This window comes from Methanobrevibacter sp. (assembly GCF_017409525.1).
Classification (GTDB): Archaea; Methanobacteriota; Methanobacteria; order Methanobacteriales; family Methanobacteriaceae; genus Methanocatella.
Genome location: NZ_JAFQSO010000012.1, coordinates 150844 through 168614 on the forward strand (window position 1 = coordinate 150844; position 17771 = coordinate 168614).

At 35.1% G+C, this 17771-nt stretch carries 23 protein-coding genes; 5 read left to right on the forward strand and 18 right to left on the reverse strand.

What is annotated here, in order from left to right:
- Positions 1-168 precede the first annotated feature (168 nt).
- Positions 169-927 carry a flavodoxin domain-containing protein gene (locus IJE64_RS06455; protein ID WP_292783684.1) on the forward strand — a complete coding sequence of 253 codons (759 nt, stop codon included), beginning with the start codon at positions 169-171 and terminating at the stop codon, positions 925-927.
- A 120-nt stretch (positions 928-1047) separates the two neighbouring features.
- Positions 1048-1194: a hypothetical protein gene (locus tag IJE64_RS06460; RefSeq protein WP_292783688.1), complete on the forward strand. Its 147-nt coding sequence runs from the start codon at positions 1048-1050 to the stop codon at positions 1192-1194.
- Between the two features lie 116 nt (positions 1195-1310).
- Here the strand turns inward: IJE64_RS06460 and IJE64_RS06465 are convergent, their stop codons facing one another.
- From IJE64_RS06465 to IJE64_RS06480, 4 genes are read right to left on the reverse strand one after another with little or no spacing between them, the layout of a single operon-like run.
- Positions 1311-1943: a hypothetical protein gene (locus tag IJE64_RS06465; protein ID WP_292783691.1), complete on the reverse strand. Its 633-nt coding sequence runs from the start codon at positions 1941-1943 to the stop codon at positions 1311-1313.
- 60 nt (positions 1944-2003) lie between these two features.
- The gene (locus IJE64_RS06470) at positions 2004-2174 is read right to left on the reverse strand and encodes a hypothetical protein (protein WP_292783694.1); all 171 of its coding nucleotides are present in this window, start codon (positions 2172-2174) and stop codon (positions 2004-2006) included.
- Between the two features lie 3 nt (positions 2175-2177).
- Positions 2178-3683, reverse strand: a complete 1506-nt coding sequence (locus IJE64_RS06475) for a HEAT repeat domain-containing protein (RefSeq protein ID WP_292783697.1) — start codon at positions 3681-3683, stop codon at positions 2178-2180.
- 1 nt (position 3684) lies between these two features.
- Positions 3685-4731 (reverse strand): ribonuclease H-like domain-containing protein, encoded by a 1047-nt coding sequence (locus IJE64_RS06480; RefSeq protein WP_292783700.1) that lies wholly within the window; start codon positions 4729-4731, stop codon positions 3685-3687.
- A 324-nt stretch (positions 4732-5055) separates the two neighbouring features.
- Here IJE64_RS06480 and IJE64_RS06485 point away from each other — a divergent pair, with 324 nt between their 5' ends.
- Genes IJE64_RS06485 through IJE64_RS06495 form a run of 3 tightly spaced genes read left to right on the forward strand, consistent with a single transcriptional unit; the run spans position 5056 to position 6738 of the window.
- Positions 5056-5439 carry a hypothetical protein gene (locus IJE64_RS06485; RefSeq protein WP_292783703.1) on the forward strand — a complete coding sequence of 128 codons (384 nt, stop codon included), beginning with the start codon at positions 5056-5058 and terminating at the stop codon, positions 5437-5439.
- Between the two features lie 10 nt (positions 5440-5449).
- Complete coding sequence (locus IJE64_RS06490; RefSeq protein WP_292783706.1) at positions 5450-6199, forward strand: 4-phosphopantoate--beta-alanine ligase; 750 nt, start codon at positions 5450-5452, stop codon at positions 6197-6199.
- Complete coding sequence (locus IJE64_RS06495; protein WP_292783709.1) at positions 6199-6738, forward strand: nucleoside monophosphate kinase; 540 nt, start codon at positions 6199-6201, stop codon at positions 6736-6738. Before IJE64_RS06490 ends, IJE64_RS06495 begins: the two co-directional genes overlap by 1 nt.
- 1 nt (position 6739) lies before the next feature.
- Here the strand turns inward: IJE64_RS06495 and IJE64_RS06500 are convergent, their stop codons facing one another.
- The 14 genes from IJE64_RS06500 to gatC all read right to left on the reverse strand — a co-directional run bounded on the left by IJE64_RS06500 (position 6740) and on the right by gatC (position 17751).
- Complete coding sequence (locus IJE64_RS06500) at positions 6740-7420, reverse strand: diphthine--ammonia ligase (RefSeq protein WP_292783712.1); 681 nt, start codon at positions 7418-7420, stop codon at positions 6740-6742.
- Positions 7421-7426: 6 nt separating this feature from the next.
- On the reverse strand, positions 7427-8188 hold the full coding sequence (locus IJE64_RS06505; RefSeq protein WP_292783715.1) for a hypothetical protein: 762 nt from the start codon (positions 8186-8188) through the stop codon (positions 7427-7429).
- A gap of 122 nt (positions 8189-8310) precedes the next feature.
- Positions 8311-8739 (reverse strand): hypothetical protein, encoded by a 429-nt coding sequence (locus IJE64_RS06510; RefSeq protein WP_292783718.1) that lies wholly within the window; start codon positions 8737-8739, stop codon positions 8311-8313.
- Positions 8736-9602: a prepilin peptidase gene (locus tag IJE64_RS06515; RefSeq protein WP_292783721.1), complete on the reverse strand. Its 867-nt coding sequence runs from the start codon at positions 9600-9602 to the stop codon at positions 8736-8738. Before IJE64_RS06515 ends, IJE64_RS06510 begins: the two co-directional genes overlap by 4 nt.
- 93 nt (positions 9603-9695) lie before the next feature.
- Positions 9696-11297 carry a CTP synthase gene (locus IJE64_RS06520; RefSeq protein WP_292783723.1) on the reverse strand — a complete coding sequence of 534 codons (1602 nt, stop codon included), beginning with the start codon at positions 11295-11297 and terminating at the stop codon, positions 9696-9698.
- A 105-nt stretch (positions 11298-11402) separates the two neighbouring features.
- On the reverse strand, positions 11403-12188 hold the full coding sequence (locus IJE64_RS06525; protein WP_292783727.1) for an alpha/beta hydrolase family protein: 786 nt from the start codon (positions 12186-12188) through the stop codon (positions 11403-11405).
- A gap of 8 nt (positions 12189-12196) precedes the next feature.
- Positions 12197-12367 (reverse strand): hypothetical protein, encoded by a 171-nt coding sequence (locus IJE64_RS06530; protein WP_292783731.1) that lies wholly within the window; start codon positions 12365-12367, stop codon positions 12197-12199.
- A 9-nt stretch (positions 12368-12376) separates the two neighbouring features.
- A complete protein-coding gene (locus IJE64_RS06535) occupies positions 12377-12784 on the reverse strand; it encodes a GNAT family N-acetyltransferase (protein WP_292783734.1) in 408 nt (135 codons plus the stop codon).
- A complete protein-coding gene (locus IJE64_RS06540; RefSeq protein ID WP_292783737.1) occupies positions 12784-14139 on the reverse strand; it encodes an MATE family efflux transporter in 1356 nt (451 codons plus the stop codon). Before IJE64_RS06540 ends, IJE64_RS06535 begins: the two co-directional genes overlap by 1 nt.
- 4 nt (positions 14140-14143) lie before the next feature.
- Positions 14144-14764, reverse strand: coding sequence for a flavodoxin family protein (locus IJE64_RS06545; protein ID WP_292783739.1), 621 nt, complete (start codon positions 14762-14764; stop codon positions 14144-14146).
- On the reverse strand, positions 14765-15976 hold the full coding sequence (locus IJE64_RS06550; protein ID WP_292783743.1) for a cofactor-independent phosphoglycerate mutase: 1212 nt from the start codon (positions 15974-15976) through the stop codon (positions 14765-14767).
- Positions 15977-16008: 32 nt separating this feature from the next.
- A complete protein-coding gene (locus IJE64_RS06555) occupies positions 16009-17028 on the reverse strand; it encodes a homoserine dehydrogenase (RefSeq protein ID WP_292783746.1) in 1020 nt (339 codons plus the stop codon).
- Between the two features lie 8 nt (positions 17029-17036).
- On the reverse strand, positions 17037-17522 hold the full coding sequence (locus IJE64_RS06560) for an amino acid-binding protein (RefSeq protein ID WP_292783749.1): 486 nt from the start codon (positions 17520-17522) through the stop codon (positions 17037-17039).
- A 13-nt stretch (positions 17523-17535) separates the two neighbouring features.
- The gene (gatC, locus tag IJE64_RS06565; protein WP_292783752.1) at positions 17536-17751 is read right to left on the reverse strand and encodes an Asp-tRNA(Asn) amidotransferase subunit GatC; all 216 of its coding nucleotides are present in this window, start codon (positions 17749-17751) and stop codon (positions 17536-17538) included.
- Positions 17752-17771: the final 20 nt, after the last annotated feature.

Below are 17771 nucleotides of genomic sequence, written 5' to 3' on the forward strand. Positions count from 1 at the left end.
AAATTGAACAAAAGCAATCAAATCCAAATCGTGAAAATGATTAGTTTAAATTTTCAAAACAAATAAAATTAAAAATTAAACAAAAATACAATTAATTATCATATAATTGAAAATAACCATTCGAAATTATTAAGTTAATGCAAATCCAATATTAAAACAGGTGAGAGTATGTCAAATGTAACAAAAATTTATTTCAGCCCGTCCGGCACCACCAAGCAAGTGGTCGACCAGATAGCCGGCAATTTTTCATCTGAAAAAGAGACTTATGACTTATTGAATTTCAACTCTGCAAAGGAGTTTGCAAGCGACGATGTTGTTATTGTTGGAATGCCTGTTTTTGCAGGAAGAATCCCAAAAAGCGGACGCGAAAGATTATCCAAACTCAAAGGAGACAACACCAAAGCGATAGCAGTTGTAAACTATGGTAATGCTCATGTAACCGATTCATTGCTCGAATTAGTTGACCTTCTTAAAGAAAATAACTTCAATGTCATCGCAGCCGCTTCAACAATAAGCCATCACTCAATATTCAGTGGCGTTGCAGTCGGAAGACCTGATGAATCAGACATTAAAAAAATAAATGAATTCAGCAAAAAATGCATGGAAAAAATAGAGTCTGGCGAAAGTTTAAGAAGTGAAATACCTGGAAACAAGCCTTACACCGACTATAAACAATTGCCGTTTGTAATTTCATGTGATGACATGCTTTGCGCATTCTGTTATGACTGCGTTTCAATCTGTCCTGAAAAGGCAATTCCAGATGACGACCCAATCGACACAGACCTCGATTTATGCTCAAGATGCACAGCATGCATTCATATCTGTCCTGAAGATGCACGCATGTTTACAGGAGAAGCTTTTGAAGCTAAAAAACCAGCATTCGAAGAGGCGAATAGTGAAAGAAAAGAGCCTGAATTATATTTCTAAATTTATCTTAAAGTGCCTAAATTTCAATTTTTAATCGTGACGAAACTAAATCTCTAGTTTACAAATCTGAACAAATTTAGACACTTTTAAAAATATTTTACTTATAAACTCATCCTCTTTTTGGCTACCGTCGGAAAAAAAACAGGCTATACTCTAAACGATGATGGGACATGCTCAAGCAAGTCATGTGAGCTTAAGTTTGGGGATGTATGCTGTGAAGAGAATCTGATGCATTATATCCACCACATCATGTTGAGAGATAATTAAATATTGGGCAAGTCGTCATGTTTGTAAATTCAGAGAGTTTATCAAAAACTGCATTAAACGGTGAGGAATTAGCAAACCCTTAAAAAAAAAGAAAAAAATAGTTATGAAAATAACTATTAGTATTTGAATTTGACTTTAATCAATTTTATAGGATAGTCATTGATATATCTGTGATATGCGTGGTCAACACCACCATGTCTCCATCTCGGCCACCATTTCCATTTGCCATTCTTTTTGTATTGGTATTTTGAAATATAACTACTGCATGGAAGTTGCTTGCCGTTTTTATACAATATGATGTCCAGATAATTTGTATATCCACCATAATACATCACTCTCCAGAGACGAGCTTTGATTGTATATTTGCCTACTTTTTTGGTGGTCCATTTATATTTTACTTTCATCTGAATAGTTTTTGTTTTATATGCCTTTAAAACAGGTTCTACTTGATAAGAATCTGAATTAACGGCACCAAGCACACCTTCAGTATTTTTTTGTGAAGCATCACTTGCACTTAAAACCTCAACTGTGCTAGCGACGCTTGAGCTAAGAATAGGCTCTTCATTTGATGCATCTGCCTTCAAGACATTGGATTTCAGAACATCTTCATTATCATCCACACTAATCTCACCATTGTTTTCTACACTGATTGCTTCATTTTCATCACTTAAACCTACAATGTCATCAGTTGCATTGTCTGTAGCTGAAACTGCTGAAATAGCCAAGAGACTTACAAGAAATATAGACATTAAAATTATTTTCTTTTTTAACAATTTTTATCCCCCAATTAATTATATCATTAGTATAAGTTATGTATAATATATCATATAATCTTTTTTAAATTCTGCAAGTCGGATTGACCAAATTGTCTTTAGGATTTTGTCCTTAAACCTGCAGTGGGTTTTCATGAGTGTGCCGTGAATGGTTTTGTCAGAGGGGCAATAATATTCTAGATTTGTATTATTTCTATATTTATACATCACCTATAAACTCATTCTTTTTTTAGCAACAGCCCTTACATATTCATTTTCATCTGAAAGTGAAATTTCCTTTAACACTTTTTTACTTACTATTTTTTTGCAAGCGGCCTCACGAACTCTCCATGTTTCGTCATTTTTAGCTATTTTAGTTAAAACCTTCTGATTTCTGATTAATGAAACAGCCCTTACAGAGATGTTTTCGGAAATTCCCTGTTCATAAATCTTTATTATGCATTTTTCAACCTTAATCTTGTTTAAAGCCTTTAGGGAAAACTCTTCATCCTCATTTGCAAGGACAATCCTAATCAATGTTTCCAGATCAGTGATATTGTCCAAAGTCGATTTTCTTATACTTTCCAATTTCGCATTTTTCAATATCTCAATGAAGTTTTTCTCATCGGCAATGTGTTCCATTGCTTCAAATGCCACATCTTCATGAGTTGTATTAATTGCAATATAAGTAAAGTCACTTTCATTCGTTAAAGCCTGATTTGACAGAGCATGGTTTCTTACAAACTGGTCATCATCATTTAATGCAATCTTAATCAATTCCCGAGGATTGTTTAAGTTTTTAACTGCAATCTGCCTTACAAACGGATCCTTTTCATTGGATATTATTCTCAATAATGTGTCTTCATTTTCTATTTTCTTAACAGCTTCCGTTCTGACAACGCTGTCATCATCATTAAGGGCAATTTGGGTTAGCAAATCCTCATCATCCAATTTACTTACAATATCCAACCTAACATCCGACTTATCCGATTCGATTGCAATATTTTTTAAGATATCAATGTCCTGAATCTTACCAAAAATAATTGACCTAATCTTTGCGTTTTCTTCATCTTTAGCTATTTTTGCCAAGATTTCCTCATTTTCAATTTTTTTAACAGCTGCGATTTTAACTGATTCATCCTTATCTTCACTGACAACTTTCAAAAGAACTTCCTCATCCTTAAATTGCTCTTTATTGATTGCTGATTTTCTAATAGAAGAGTCCTTCGCTTTAAAAACCAAATCATACAAAATGTCTTCATCTTCTATTTTCTCCAAAGACAATCTCCTATAATTCTTGTCAATCGCGTTGATAGCTATATCCTCCAAAGTCTCTTCATCTGCAATCTTTTCGAATATCTCGTCCACATTCTTGTTTTTCTTTGTGTTCTTTACGATTTCAGAAATGGATTTGTTGTTCTCGCCCAATCTTTCATAAGCGAAGCTTCTCACATCAAAGAACTTTGAGTTCTCAGCCGCATCCAGTAGCAACCTTTCGTCTTTCAGTTTATTGGCGGCAATCAATCTTATTGCGCGGTCCTTTACGTTTTTTGCAATGTCAAGCGCAACAAATTGGTCTGTGATTTTATCTGCAGCCACCGCCCTTTCTGTTCTGTCTTTGCTGTTGATGGCTATTTCTTTAAGCATCAGCTGATCTTTATCTATTTCAATTTCATCCGGAATGAAATCCTTTTCTTTTTTATTATCTTTACCTTTGAATCTATCTAGAAAACCCATTTTAATTTACATCCTCATACATTCTCTCTAGAAAGCTTGCAAGTGAAACGATGTCCTGCCTGTTATGTTCTATTATTGGAACGATTGGTCCTATATTTTTTTCGGATAAATAGGTATTATAATAATCCGGAATGTGCTGGCCCGGAACATCCCCTTCACGCTCAATTCCAAAAACCTCTTTTTCAATTGTCTGAAGCTGACAGTTAGGCAATTCGTCACGCCATAGGTTTTTGGCAAAATACATTAAATCCAAATGAGGCAAATCAAGATTGCCCTCCATTCTATTGGACAAGCATCTGTTTTTAATGAAGGGCACATCGAAACTTTTCCCGTTGAAGGTAACGTGTACCGAATCCCCGTCCAAATGTGACAGATATGCTTCAATGACTGCGGGCTCTTCATATATGTCCCTTAAGAAGTACTGTGAAGAAATGATCTTGCTGCCCTTAATCTCTGCAACTCCAATCAGTATTATCGGAACATTTGATAGCCCCAAAGTTTCAATGTCCATAAACTTAAAGTTTTCGCAGTCCGTTAAGCTTATTGACTTGAGCAGGTTATCCCTGCATTTTCTGCTGTACTTGTTGTTGTCCAGCAGATCGATGATTTCGCCGAATGACATCTCATCGATTTCATCAATGAACTTTGATGCGATATCGCAATACTTATCATGGTTTTTAAGTGATTCTATGGTGGTGAACCCTTTGTTTTTAAGGTTTTGCTCTGTCTTGAGCCCGATTTTTGGAAGCAACTTGAGGTTACTGTTTATTTGGCTTTTGAAATCATTGTCTTTAATTTCAAAATCTATTTTTTCCTTTTCGGTTATTTTCAATGTATCCCCATAGGAAGTGGAAACAACATGTGAGTTTGTGATATCCGTTAATTTTTTACCTTCATACTCTTTTAGGAGATTTTGCTTGTAATCCTGGAAATATGAACTGGATAATTTCCTTGCCTTTCTTTTTGTATCTTCAGATGGATTTTGAGAGCTGATTGAATTGGACAGGACTCTTTTTAGATACATTTCATGTTCTTCATATTGACTCATTCAATTAAACTTTATAAATTTATGGAATATATAGTTTTTTAGTAAAGTATACTTGAATTTTTATAAATTATAAATAACTTTATATATTAGAAGAACATAAATAAGAATTGGCTACTATGTAGCCGGAGAGATAGATTAAACAGCCAAATTTTAAAATTCATTTCTCTAAAAACTTGTAAAAACAAGTTGTTAGGTAGTCAATATATATTATTACTACCTAACCATCCCAAATCTTTTTTTGTGAAAACTAAATTTAAAATACAATTTAGAAAAGCTTATTATATTCTCAAACAAATATTATAATAGTAAATTTAAGGTTTTAATATGAAATTAAAATTAGCTATTATATTTGGAATATTGATATGGGCAATCACATACATTTTAACAAGCATCATTAATCCAATTTTTACAAAAAACTTGCCTGGCATCAATATAATAGTTCCAATAATATTAATCATCACAACAACATTCTTTGGAATATTATATATAAGAAACATTGATTCAAACGAGGTTATTGAAGGATTGACAGCCGGTTTGATTTTTATTATCGTCGATATAATATGCGATTTCATATTCTTCTTATATCCGAATAACCAAACCTTAATTTTCACAGATTATACTTTGCATCTATTCTCAGTGATTGTCTTAACATTACTTATTACAACATTTTTAGGATATCTAGCTCAAATGAATATTGATTTAAAATAGGTGATTGAATATGATACCGAAATCCCATCCGCGCTATGAGTCATTATTATTAAGAGACAAAATTGTAAAAGCTTCCGAAAAAGGCTATCTGGCCGATTCAGCAATGATAGCCCATGGAAGAGGGGAAGCCTTTGATTACTTAATCGGAGAGAAAACAACTTTTCCAGCAAAAAGAGCAATGTATGTTGCAGTTGCAGCTTTACTCTTATCAAATAACCCAGTTATTTCAGTTAATGGAAATGCAACTGCACTGGCTATTGATGAAATAATTGATTTGGCCAATGCAGTCAATGCAAAAATAGAAATAAATCTATTCTATAGAACTGACGAGAGAGTGCAAATCATCACAAAGCTATACAAAGACCACGGATACAATGACATTCTCGGGTCATTGGATGACGACATCGAATATTTAAACGACATCAAGAACAACAGGTCATCTGCAAGCAAAACAGGGATCTATACGGCTGACACCATATTAATTCCACTTGAAGATGGAGACAGAGCAGAAATACTTAAAAAAAGTGGCAAAAACATTATCACAATTGATTTGAATCCGCTTTCAAGAACTTCAAAAATGTCCGATGTTTCAATAATGGACAATATCGTCAGGGCCATTCCATTCATGACAAAAATAGCTGAAGATTTAAAAACTCAAGACAAGAAGGTCTTAATTGAAATGGTCAATGAATTTGATAATGAAGAAAATCTTAAAGAATCAATCGAACAGATTAAAATAAAACAACAGCGAGGATTATAATGCAAATAATAGGAGTATCTGGCCTACCCGGTTCAGGAAAAAGTTTAGTATCAGACATGGCTATTGAAAGAGGAGCCATCATGGTAAGTATGGGAGATATCGTAAGAGAAGAGGCTAAAAAGAGAGGGGAAGACAGCAAGGAAACAGCCAAAAACCTGAGAAAGGAATTCGGAGAATTCATTATCTCAGAGCTTACAATCAAAAAAATCAAGAAGCTGATCGATGAGGGCAATGACAAACCTATCATTATCGATGGAATCAGAAGCCATCACGAAGTGGACATGTTTAAGGAAAACTTCGATAACTTCATGGTCCTTTCAATATTCACCAATCCAACTTTACGATTCGAAAGACTTAAAAAGAGAATGAGAGAAGATGACTCTACAGAATATAGCGAATTCAAAAAAAGAGATTATTCCGAACTAAACTTCGGTATTGGAAATGTCATTTCACTTTCAGACAAAATAATTATCAATGAAAGCGATATGGAAAGCTACAAAGAAAAAATTAATGAATTTTTAGAAGAGATTGATTTGTAAATCACTTATCTTCTAAAATCGCTTCCTCTATAATGTAAACACCACTGTCACGGTTCCATACTTTTTTATCATTTAATATTCTTATTCTCTTCTTAAATATAGGCCCGTCAATAGCTAACGTTTCTGCTTCGCCGCCTTCAAAAGCCAAATCAATGTAATATTTTTCATGAAGCTCGACAAGCTCATCAATGGTCTCGTCATCAATTACCCTTCCAAGCCATGATTCATCCAATCCCCAGGCCGCAACTCCAGAAATAATAATTTTAAATCCAAGAGAAACTATTTCCCTCATATATTCCAGCTCATCGACATGCCAGTATGGAGAAACAATTTCTAAACCGACTTCCCTGCCCAATCTTTCAATCCTTGACTTCTGATAGACTGAATAAAGTGCCCCCGTATATATGCACTCGACACCTGAACTTTTAAGTTTTTCAAAAGCAAGCTTTAAATCTGCAAGTTCCTCTTCCTTAACGCCGTCGGTTTCAACAGACATTATTGGAATATCAACTGCCTGTGCAAGCAAATCGGTTATATGAATGTTTGGCACATGAAACATGTATGACTCATCATTGCGGGATTTCATGGAAAGAAGATATTTTACATCTTCCCCCTTGCTTAAAGCATAATACAAAGCCATTGTACTATCCTTTCCTCCCGAAAACAAAACGGCAGCATTCATAAGCTATTACCTTTTACGTTTTTCTCTCATGAATTTTTTAAATTTTCTTGTGAATACTCCAAATGACTCATAATAGATTCCAATTAAAGCGACTACCACACCAAATGCACCAGTTATTAAAATAAAGTGAGTATTTGGAATCATTGATGAATTAGTATTGTTCAAAGTATCCTGAACAGGACCTGATTGGTTAGATGCCACAATTCCTCTTTCAAGCAAATCATGTTCAAAGGTATCAAGAGAAGCTGATGAAACAACTAATTCCGCATGTATTTGAGCATAGGAGAGAGTGTCTCCATAAACCAATTTGTACCAATCGGAAAATGATTTTAAAGCATCATAAGATGAGTAATTTTCTTCAATAGCTATTTCAATTTTCCCGTCTTCAGTTACATTATAATCCTTAAAATGAGAATTTATATTTCCAATAACAGAATTGAAATACTTCATTTCCCTTTCGTTAAATTTCCACAGTGGAATCGTAATGCTTGTCTCCTTAAAAGAAATAAACCCTTCGGTTGCACTTAAATTTTCTTTTAATTCAGTTATATCTGTCGAAGATGACAAATCCAAATATAACGTTTCTTCATTTCCAGGTACATTTTTTTCAACCATACTAGCCATGGCGGGTAATTCTTCATAAATCGGTTCTAAAAAGAATGCACCGCCGATTGCGCCAATTAAAAAAGCTACAACAAGTACTAAAATAATTTCTTTTTTTGGCATGTAATTTCTAAGCATTCCAATTGAAAAAACAAATACCATCATTATTATAAACAAAATGATATAAACTATTGCGACTATTATATCCATAAATTAACACAGCCGTTTTTAACTATTAATTTTATATTTTAAATTGAATAGTTAAATAGGTTTGTATAAAATATCGCCTATTTGTGATAAATTACCATGTTTTCATTGCCGACAGGCCATTCAACTATAAAAATATTTGCACCTTTATCCAGATTAAATGAACTGGCCTTCAGTTTTGATTTGAAGCTGAGGTAAATTTTCTTATTATCTCCATTTTTTAGCTTTAGATTAGATGAAATATGATTATTTGATACAGAAACCCTTATTGGCTTATCTATGTACAGCTTTACAGTTTGCTTTGAACCCTGACCCTCACCATAAACCTGTTTTATTGCAAGCGCCAATTTAGACAAATCCGATTTGGTTTTGATTGAATCGGATACGTCAAACGTGTTGTCCATACTCTCCTGCAACAATGGCAGCGTAAAAGCTATCATTATTATCAATGATATTGAAAAAATCAGCAGATACTCAAGAGAGACTTGTGCCCCCTGCTCTTTCATCATATCACCAACACCAGATTTTTAGTAATCAACATCATCAAATCACCGTAACTCAAGGCAATAATCAACCCCAACAGTATTGCGGGAGTGAAGGGAAATGCGATTTTAATACACAATGAGTCTGAAATGAACTTTTGAGAGGACATGATCTTCAACAGGTACATGTCCTCCCTGGTGATTCCCCCTGCGCTTTGGGATTTGAAATAATATTTAAAATCATTATCCTTACTTTTATAGACCTTCAGATTTCCTTTTGAATCATTAATGAGTTCACGCACATATTCATCATTAAAATTGTATTTGTTTACAATCATGCCTTCCTTTAAATCCTTAACCGATACTGCTTTGTTTAGGGTCGTTTTTATTATCACATGCAGGCTTTCATAATTGAAAATATTGAATAAGAAATCGACATTATTCTTGAATATCTTATTTTTCAAAATCAAATGAATCGTGAAGACAAGCAAAAATGGAAAAGACACCAAAATGCTATTGAAAATTACGCTAAACGCAAAAGGGTAAATTGATAAGACAGGGAAAATATTCAAAAATTCAATATTTAATCCAAATGGTATAACTGTAGCAATGGAAGTAAATAACTTTACATCACCACCACCCCACAAATGCAATTGCCATAACATATAAGATATGACATAAGTAATAACCATTGAAATAAATGAAGCTAAAAAGTATTTAAGATTATTCGTAAACAATGATAGAATTAAGTTCGTTGTTAATCCAAAAAATATCAACAAATAATTTAACCTATCCGGAACAAAACCCTTTTTAATATCAAAAATTGAAGCCAAAAAAGCGAAAAGGATTGTAACAATAATCTGAATTAAAAATATCGCACTAAAATTCATGATTATAGTTTAAACTAACTAGAATATTAATTAGATAGAAATTCAACTTGTTAAATTGATTTTATCTTGTGAAATTGCAAAAAAATAAAAAAATTAATTTTTAGAAAACTCATAAATAGCTTCTAAAAATGCTTTAAATAATGGATGAGGCCTATTCGGTCTTGATTTAAATTCTGGATGGAATTGACAGCCGACAGCCCAAGGATGATCTGGAAGTTCAACAATTTCCACTAAGAAATCATCAGGACTAGTTCCGGAAATTATCAAGCCTTTATCCTGCAACTCTTGCCTATAATCATTGTTAAATTCATATCTGTGTCTGTGACGCTCTTCGATATCAATTTCACCATAAGCTTCATAAGTTTTAGTTCCTTCAATGATTTTACAATCATAAGAACCTAAACGCATAGTTCCGCCCATGTTTTTGATTTTCTTTTGCTCTTCCATCATATCTATTACAGGATATTGCAAGTTATCATCAAATTCAGAGCTGTTCGCATCATCATAGCCATTTCTTCTTGCAAATTGAGTTACCATGGATTGCATTCCAAGACAGATTCCGAATAATGGGACATTATTCTCAATAGCGTAATCAATGGCATCCAGTTTTCCTTCAAAACCACGTTCTCCAAATCCGCCAGGAATTAAAATACCATCAAATCCAGCCAATTCATCAGAATCAAGCTCTTCAACATCAGAACTCAAGTACTTGATTTTGGCTTTAACACCAATGCTTGCAGCGGCATGAAGTAAAGACTCCCTAATACTAATATATGAATCTTCAAGCTCCACATATTTGCCCACAATACCAATAGTAACTTCAGGATCTGTGATTCTTAAAGAATCAACTATTTTTCTCCATTCATCCAATTTAGAAGAATCCGGATCGACATCTAAACCTATTCTATTTACAATCAGCTCACCGATATTCTTATCTTCTAAAACCAGAGGCACTTCATAAATTGTGCCTGCATCAGGAGTATTGACTACTGCATTTACATCAACGTCACAGAAATGAGCCACTTTTCCAAGCAGGGCATCATCAATATGCACCTGTGACCTGCATACAATAACATCAGGATTTATACCGACACTTCTCAATTCTTTTGTGGAATGTTGGGTTGGTTTTGTCTTGAATTCTCCAGCTGCATTTAGGTAGGGAATAAATGTAACATGGACAAACATGACGTTTTCACGCCCTTCTTCATTTCTGAGTTGTCTTAAAGCTTCAAGGAAAGGTTGACTTTCAATATCTCCAACTGTACCACCAAGTTCGACCAGAACCACATCATAATCAGCACTTTCAGAGTTTTGCCTAATCATCTCTTTAATGCGATTGGTAATGTGCGGAATTACCTGAACACATTCTCCCAAGTACCCGCCTTCTCTTTCCTTAGCGATAACAGATTCATAAACTTTTCCAGTTGTAATATTAGCTATTCCATCAAGTTCAACATCTAAGAATCTTTCATAATGGCCCAAGTCCAAATCTGTTTCCATACCATCATGAGTAACATATACTTCCCCGTGTTGATATGGATTGAGTGTTCCGGAGTCCCAGTTTAAATAAGGGTCTATTTTAATAGCTGAAACCTTTAAACCATAAGACCTTAAAATTCTGCCCATAGATGCTGAGGTAATACCTTTACCTATGGAACTAACTACCCCACCAGTTATAATAATATATTTTGTCAATAAATCCTCTCCTTAGATTAATAAAATACATTTATAATTTTAGTCATTAATGATATATAAAAATTTAATATCACATATAAATCAACATGAAAAAGTTGTTATCCATTATTTTTTTAAGTTTAATGTTTTTATAAATTCTTTAATGTACTTATCACAAAATTCCCAAGTATGTTCCCCATCGGCTTTTATAAAATCAACATTAACGTTAGCTGATGATAAAAACTCATAAAAATCAGCATTTTTTCCATATAAAAAATCATCAACGCCGCAAGCCATAAAAATTTCCGGAACATCGCTGCAATTCTTGATCAATGCTTTCGGATCCATATCAGAACCTTGCAACTCGTCCAAGTTGCCAAAAATTGATTCATAAAATTTTCTGGAACGCAATACATTATTATCATCCGTATAATTAACAATATCATCAGTTATTAATGCCGCTGAAATCATGCCTATTTTTGAGAAGTTTTGAGAGTATTTTAATCCATTTCTGATTGCCCCATATCCTCCCATTGAAAAACCTGCTATAAATGTGTCTTCACGTTTATGCGAAAGTGGAAAGATATTCCTTGTAATATCCAAGAGCTCCTGGCCAACATACTCTCCATAATAAGCATGGGAATTTGCATTGTCAACATAAAAACTGTTTTCGCCACATGGTATGACAATAGCTATTCCATTATCCTCTGCAAACTTCTGAATGGAAGTATTGGCCAGAAATATGTCATCACTGCCATACAATCCATGCAGCAGATACAATGTCTTATACGGTTGAGGCACGATTTCCTCCGTGTCCTGTAAAAAGTGAATATTGTCCGAAGGCAATATCACACTGATGGATGTTCTTCTCTGTAAGCTTTTACACTTAACGTCTCCTCGAAATAGAACCATTGAAGCACCTATTCTTCCAATATCTTATCTAATTTTTCATTTAGTTCAGTCAATTGCTTTGATAAGATTTCCTGATTTTTCAAAAGCAAATTCTGGTTATCAACAATCACCTTGAAATGTGCATCGTTTAAGTTCACCAAACCAACTACCTTATTGAATATGTCTTCAATTTCAATCATGTTTACACCTCATGTCCATAAATCAGTTATGAAAAGTGGACTTGCGTCTTCCGCCTTTTCAAATCCGCAACTTTCATAAAATCCCACTTCTTCATCATATCCCACTACAACAATGCGGAGATAATCCTTATAGATATCTTTAACTTTATTCACTAAATGCTTTCCTATTCCCTTGTCCTGATAATCGGGATTTACCAAGAGATAATGGACATATGCAGTCATTATGCCATCATCCATAGCACAAATCATGCCAACTAATTTATCCCCATCCCATGCGGAAATCACTGTTTCAAAGTTTCTCATAGCTATTTGAAGTTTTTTTGGAAAATGACCTGAAGACCACTCCACAGACAAAAACAAATCCTGTAAATCCTCTACACTAAATTCATGAATTTCCTTGTATACAATTTCTGTCATCATACCACCCTGTATTCTGTCCATTTATTTGAGAAATATCTGTAAACATAAATCGCAGCCCTCACATACCAATCTATAAACATCGCTATCCAAGTCCCGAATACTCCAATTCCCATCCAGTCAGCTATTACATATGACAGGCCAATTCTGCATGCAAACATCACCGCAAGACTGATGTACATTACTGATTTTGAATCTCCCGCTCCCCTAAATGTTGAAGGCAACGTGAATGATATCGGCCAAATCACAATTGCGAATATCCCATGCCAGATTATCATTTCAGTGGCCATGGCTGCCGTTTGTGAGGACAAATTGTAGATTCCCAATATGAACGGCAACCCTGCAAAAATGATTATGTTGATGATGATATGTGAAATGACAACGATGATTAAAATTTTTTTATTGTAATATCTTGCCTGCTCATAGTCATCTGCACCAACACATCTTGAAATTACTGCAGTCAAACCCAAATTGATTGCAAAACCCGGAAGAACTGAAAATATTCCGATTGCATAACCTACGGAGTTTGCAGCTATTGCCATTGTTCCGAAAGTGGAAACAATACTTAAAACAAGTACACGGCCCAATTGGAACAGCCCATTTTCAACACCGTACGGAATGCCCACCTGAAGAACCTTTCTAAGTATATGGAAGTCGAATTTATGCTTTAGAGTCTTTTTGATATGCAGCTTATAGTCGTCATCGGTAGCGAGATACATTATTAGAACTGCCGAGAGGGCTCTTGATATTACAGTCGGAATAGCCACTCCCCTTACATCCCAACCCAAATAATAAATGCAAATCGCATTGCCAATAACATTTAAAACATCACAGACAAGCAGTATCTTCATCGGCAAGTCTGCATTATTTGTTGTTCTGAAAATGGCAGCTCCAGCATTATAGATTGCCAAAAATGGAATTGATAAAGCAACAATGTATAAATATATTTCCGCATTCTGCCAAACATCGGCTTCAATCTGACCAAATAGGATCCCTATTAGAAATCGTCTTAAAACAATTACCAGAATCATCAATAATGTTGATAAAATTGTTGAAAACCAAACGAGTTGCGTTGCAGAATTCTGTGCCTTATCAATCTGTTTATCGCCCAAATACTGTCCGGCAACCACAGCTCCGCCTGTTGCAAGAGCTGAAAAAGAAAAAATAAGCAGTTGAACTAAAAAGTCAACTAATGATACTCCTGAAATTGCAGCTTCACCTAACGATGCCACCATGATGGAATCGGCCAAACCCACAAAGAATTCCAAGCCATATTCAATCAAAAGCGGAATAAATAAAGCCAATAAAGCCCTATTTGAGTATATGTAACCTTCAGGAGTTTTAAAAATATTCATAATATTATCTTATAAAGTTTGTACCTATCTTTGGCTCTACTTCACGTTCCAATCCTTTTTCCTGACCTGCTTCGATACATTTGAGGAAAAATGCCATGTTACGTCCAAGCTGTCTCATGGTGCATAGGCCCTCTTCATCCTGAAGAACCTCATCGGGAGTGTTTCCATGAACCATGTTCCAGTAATAAGATGTGATTATCGGCATTTGGGAAATTCCCATAAACTTATTGAGCTGGTCAAAGGTTGCGGTAGTTCCGCCCCTTCTTGCAGAACACACCATTGCCGCCGGTTTGAATGCAAACGGCTCTGAATTGGAATAGAATGCCCTTCCTAAAAAGGATGTTATTGCTCCGGTAGCTGCCGCATAGTGAACCGGTGAGCCGAATATGAAACCGTCAGCATCATATGCCTTTTTGACAAATTCATTAACCTTATCATTGCCAAAGGCACATTCCCCTTTTTCACGGCATTTCAAACATGCAGTGCAACTCATCAACGGTTTGGTTTCAATCCAAAATATTTCGGTTTCAATGCCTGCCTCATTTAAAGTTTTTTCAACTTCGCAAAGTGCAGTGTATGTACAACCCTCCTTGTGAGGGCTTCCATTAAGCAATAATACTTTCATTTAAAATTCTCCTGATATCAATCTTTGAATTAAGAAGTGTCCCGGTTTGGTTTCAAGTGAACCTTTTTTAACTCCCTCTTCATCAAATGATTCGCATTCATCACCGTCTAAGTTAGAATCATATATCACTAAAGGCACATCATCGCGAGTATGGGTACCAACACTGATTGGTGTTGGATGATCCGGCAGGATTGCTGCTCTGAAGTCCTCATCTTTTAAACTTTCGACAATCGGACCAACAATGAATTCATCGATTCTTTCAATGGCTTTAACTTTTTCTTCAGTGTTTTGAGCATGCCCCGCTTCATCAGGAGCTTCAATATGAATTAATAATAAATCAGTTTCTTTTAAAGCTTCAATACCATATTCTCCTTTTTGCTTGTAATCAGTGTCAAAGTATCCTGTAGCGCCAGGCACATTAACGATGTTCATTCCTGCAAAGTTTCCGATGCCCTTAAGCAAGTCCACACCTGTAATCACCGAAGCTGTGATTCCATAAGTCTCTTTGAAATTAGGCAAGCTTGGTGTTACACCTTGACCCCACAACCAAACCATATTTGCAGGTATTTCCCTTTTTTTATTGATTTCATGACTTTCAAGATACTCTCTTGACTCAAACATGATTTGCTGGATTTCCTGGGCCAATTCACAGTCCCCAAATAAGTTATCAGCAAGTTTTTCACCCACTATATCATGAGGAGGCAGTGTCTTGATGCTGGATAAAACTTCGGCATCTTCAATGCTGTCACATGAATATATGAACAGATGCCTGTAGCTTACGCCACTGTAAAACTTGCCTTTGAAATCAGGATATTTGCTTGTGAAAAACTCATTCAAACCTTCCATTAATTCTGCAGCCTCTTCAGTGGAAATGTGACCTGCATTAAAGTCATCCATTGAATCATCTTCACTGAATATTGTATTGCATCTGAATATTACATCAGTTGGAGTTGTTGGAATTCCTTCACTGCCTGCTTCAAGAGGTCCACGACCAGTATAATAATCGGCAGGATTATATCCAAAAATGCTCATATTGGCAACATCAGAACCAGGAGTGTATGCATCAGGAACATTATTTGTAAATCCTCCAAATCCTTCTTTTGCTAATTTATCAATATTTGGTGTGTTTGCCACCATCAAAGGAGTTTTTCCATCTAGTTCTTCAACCGGATAATCACTTGCCCCATCGGGGATAAAAATTACATATTTCATACTATCAAATAAAAATAAAAAAAAGAAATTAATTAGTTTTTATTATCTAAAATACTAATTAAATCAGTCAACATCGCAGAAGCAGTTTCAAGAGATCCTGCTCCAAGTCCCATTACGGTTATATCTCCAGCCAAGTCTGTGTGGATTGTAGCCATATTCAAAGTTCCTCCAACATCATAAGAACTTCCTTTTTTAACCAGACGTGGAGATACGCGTAAATTGTCATGAGATACTTCAGCTATCAACTTAATCAGGTAATCGTCTTTTTTAGCCAGTTCAATGGCATCGGAATTGATATTTGAGATGCCTGAAACTGTCACATCGCTGTAAGTTGCATCGATTCCTAAAAGAGAGTTAGCTAAAATTACGGTTTTACAGGCAGCGTCAATACCTTCAACATCCTGGGTAGGGTCTGTTTCGGCAATACCCAATTCCTGTGATTCGATTAATGTTGATTCATAATCTGTACCTTCAGTGGTCATTCTTGACAAGATATAGTTTGTAGTACCGTTTAAGATACCTATGATTGATTTGATCTCACAGGACGCAAGTGTTTGCTTGGTGAAATTGATAATTGGCATTGCACCGCCAACGCTGGCTTCATATTTGAATTCAACACCTGCTTTTTCAGATGCACTAACAACCTCTTTAAATTTAAGTGCCAAATGTCCCTTGTTTGAGGTCACCACATCTTTTCCTTGGCTGAAAGCTTTAAGAGTTAGTGAAAATGCAGGCTCTGCATCAACGATATTGGTAGGAGTTGCTTCAATGAGACAATCATATTCAACAGCATCCAATACATCCTCACCGCTTTTATCGCATCCGAATTCAGGATAAGCTGATAATTTTCCTTTGCTATTCTTTGTTTCAACAAGTAACTTTTCATCCAAACCGTCAGCTGATATTGCTGATGAAGATGAATCTGCGGCCGCTACAACTTTTACAGCCACACCTGTTTTTTCTAAAATTAAATCCTTTTTCATGGAAATCGCATTGGCCACACCTTGACCCACTGCACCGAATCCCATTATAATGACTTTACATTCATCCATAATAATCCCTAAACTTCATTAATCATAACTAAATCTTTTTCTTCAGCAATTTCTTTGATCTTATCAAAAACAAATTGTTTTTTACCGTAATCGGTTTCAACAGTAACTAGTGCAGTAGATTCTTTTTCACCATCTAATTTAATATCAAATCCGGCTACACAAACACCTTTCAATGCATTGATTCTATCCATGGTGTCCCTTACATCCCTATCGACAATATGGCCGTATAATATTGTACTGACCATTTCCTTTTTAACCACACCATCCATCTCGACAATGGAAAATCCCAAATCATCGAATTTTTGAATTACATTAAAAAGGTTTTCGCGTTCCCCTTCAATTGTAAGGTGAACCGGAACCATGCCTTGCTCATTTTTTGACTCTCTTTTGTGAATGACAGTAACCAAGTTTGCACCAAGACTACTAATAGGTTCTAATGCGGAAACCAGTTGACCAGGAACATCCAAAAGCTCTAAAACTAAGTTCATTTTCATTTAAATCCCTCTTTTAACCTGTCCAATCCGCTTTTTTAACTTTAAGATTGCCTTCTTTGTCAATACTGGCATTTCTCAAAATTTTTTCAGGGTTTTTCTCGTGAGATTCATCCTCACGTGTTAAATTTAAATTATCAGTAATATACCATGTTTCATCTGAATCAGGAATATCCTCTAGAATCTTTGAAAATTTTTCGATAATGTCTTCAGCATCTTTTTCGATTGTCATGAATCAAAACTCCTATAATT

Coding starts and splice junctions, on each gene's coding strand:
- IJE64_RS06480 (WP_292783700.1), bottom strand. CDS start 4,731: ATGAGTCAATATGAAGAACATGAAATGTATCTAAAAAGAGTCCTGTCC.
- IJE64_RS06500 (WP_292783712.1), bottom strand. CDS start 7,420: ATGAATGCTGCCGTTTTGTTTTCGGGAGGAAAGGATAGTACAATGGCT.
- IJE64_RS06515 (WP_292783721.1), bottom strand. CDS start 9,602: ATGAATTTTAGTGCGATATTTTTAATTCAGATTATTGTTACAATCCTT.
- IJE64_RS06455 (WP_292783684.1), top strand. CDS start 169: ATGTCAAATGTAACAAAAATTTATTTCAGCCCGTCCGGCACCACCAAG.
- IJE64_RS06470 (WP_292783694.1), bottom strand. CDS start 2,174: ATGTATAAATATAGAAATAATACAAATCTAGAATATTATTGCCCCTCT.
- IJE64_RS06535 (WP_292783734.1), bottom strand. CDS start 12,784: ATGACAGAAATTGTATACAAGGAAATTCATGAATTTAGTGTAGAGGAT.
- IJE64_RS06485 (WP_292783703.1), top strand. CDS start 5,056: ATGAAATTAAAATTAGCTATTATATTTGGAATATTGATATGGGCAATC.
- IJE64_RS06540 (WP_292783737.1), bottom strand. CDS start 14,139: ATGAATATTTTTAAAACTCCTGAAGGTTACATATACTCAAATAGGGCT.
- IJE64_RS06490 (WP_292783706.1), top strand. CDS start 5,450: ATGATACCGAAATCCCATCCGCGCTATGAGTCATTATTATTAAGAGAC.
- gatC (WP_292783752.1), bottom strand. CDS start 17,751: ATGACAATCGAAAAAGATGCTGAAGACATTATCGAAAAATTTTCAAAG.
- IJE64_RS06560 (WP_292783749.1), bottom strand. CDS start 17,522: ATGAAAATGAACTTAGTTTTAGAGCTTTTGGATGTTCCTGGTCAACTG.
- IJE64_RS06530 (WP_292783731.1), bottom strand. CDS start 12,367: ATGATTGAAATTGAAGACATATTCAATAAGGTAGTTGGTTTGGTGAAC.
- IJE64_RS06545 (WP_292783739.1), bottom strand. CDS start 14,764: ATGAAAGTATTATTGCTTAATGGAAGCCCTCACAAGGAGGGTTGTACA.
- IJE64_RS06550 (WP_292783743.1), bottom strand. CDS start 15,976: ATGAAATATGTAATTTTTATCCCCGATGGGGCAAGTGATTATCCGGTT.
- IJE64_RS06495 (WP_292783709.1), top strand. CDS start 6,199: ATGCAAATAATAGGAGTATCTGGCCTACCCGGTTCAGGAAAAAGTTTA.
- IJE64_RS06505 (WP_292783715.1), bottom strand. CDS start 8,188: ATGATGGTATTTGTTTTTTCAATTGGAATGCTTAGAAATTACATGCCA.
- IJE64_RS06525 (WP_292783727.1), bottom strand. CDS start 12,188: ATGGTTCTATTTCGAGGAGACGTTAAGTGTAAAAGCTTACAGAGAAGA.
- IJE64_RS06555 (WP_292783746.1), bottom strand. CDS start 17,028: ATGGATGAATGTAAAGTCATTATAATGGGATTCGGTGCAGTGGGTCAA.
- IJE64_RS06475 (WP_292783697.1), bottom strand. CDS start 3,683: ATGGGTTTTCTAGATAGATTCAAAGGTAAAGATAATAAAAAAGAAAAG.
- IJE64_RS06465 (WP_292783691.1), bottom strand. CDS start 1,943: ATGTCTATATTTCTTGTAAGTCTCTTGGCTATTTCAGCAGTTTCAGCT.
- IJE64_RS06510 (WP_292783718.1), bottom strand. CDS start 8,739: ATGATGAAAGAGCAGGGGGCACAAGTCTCTCTTGAGTATCTGCTGATT.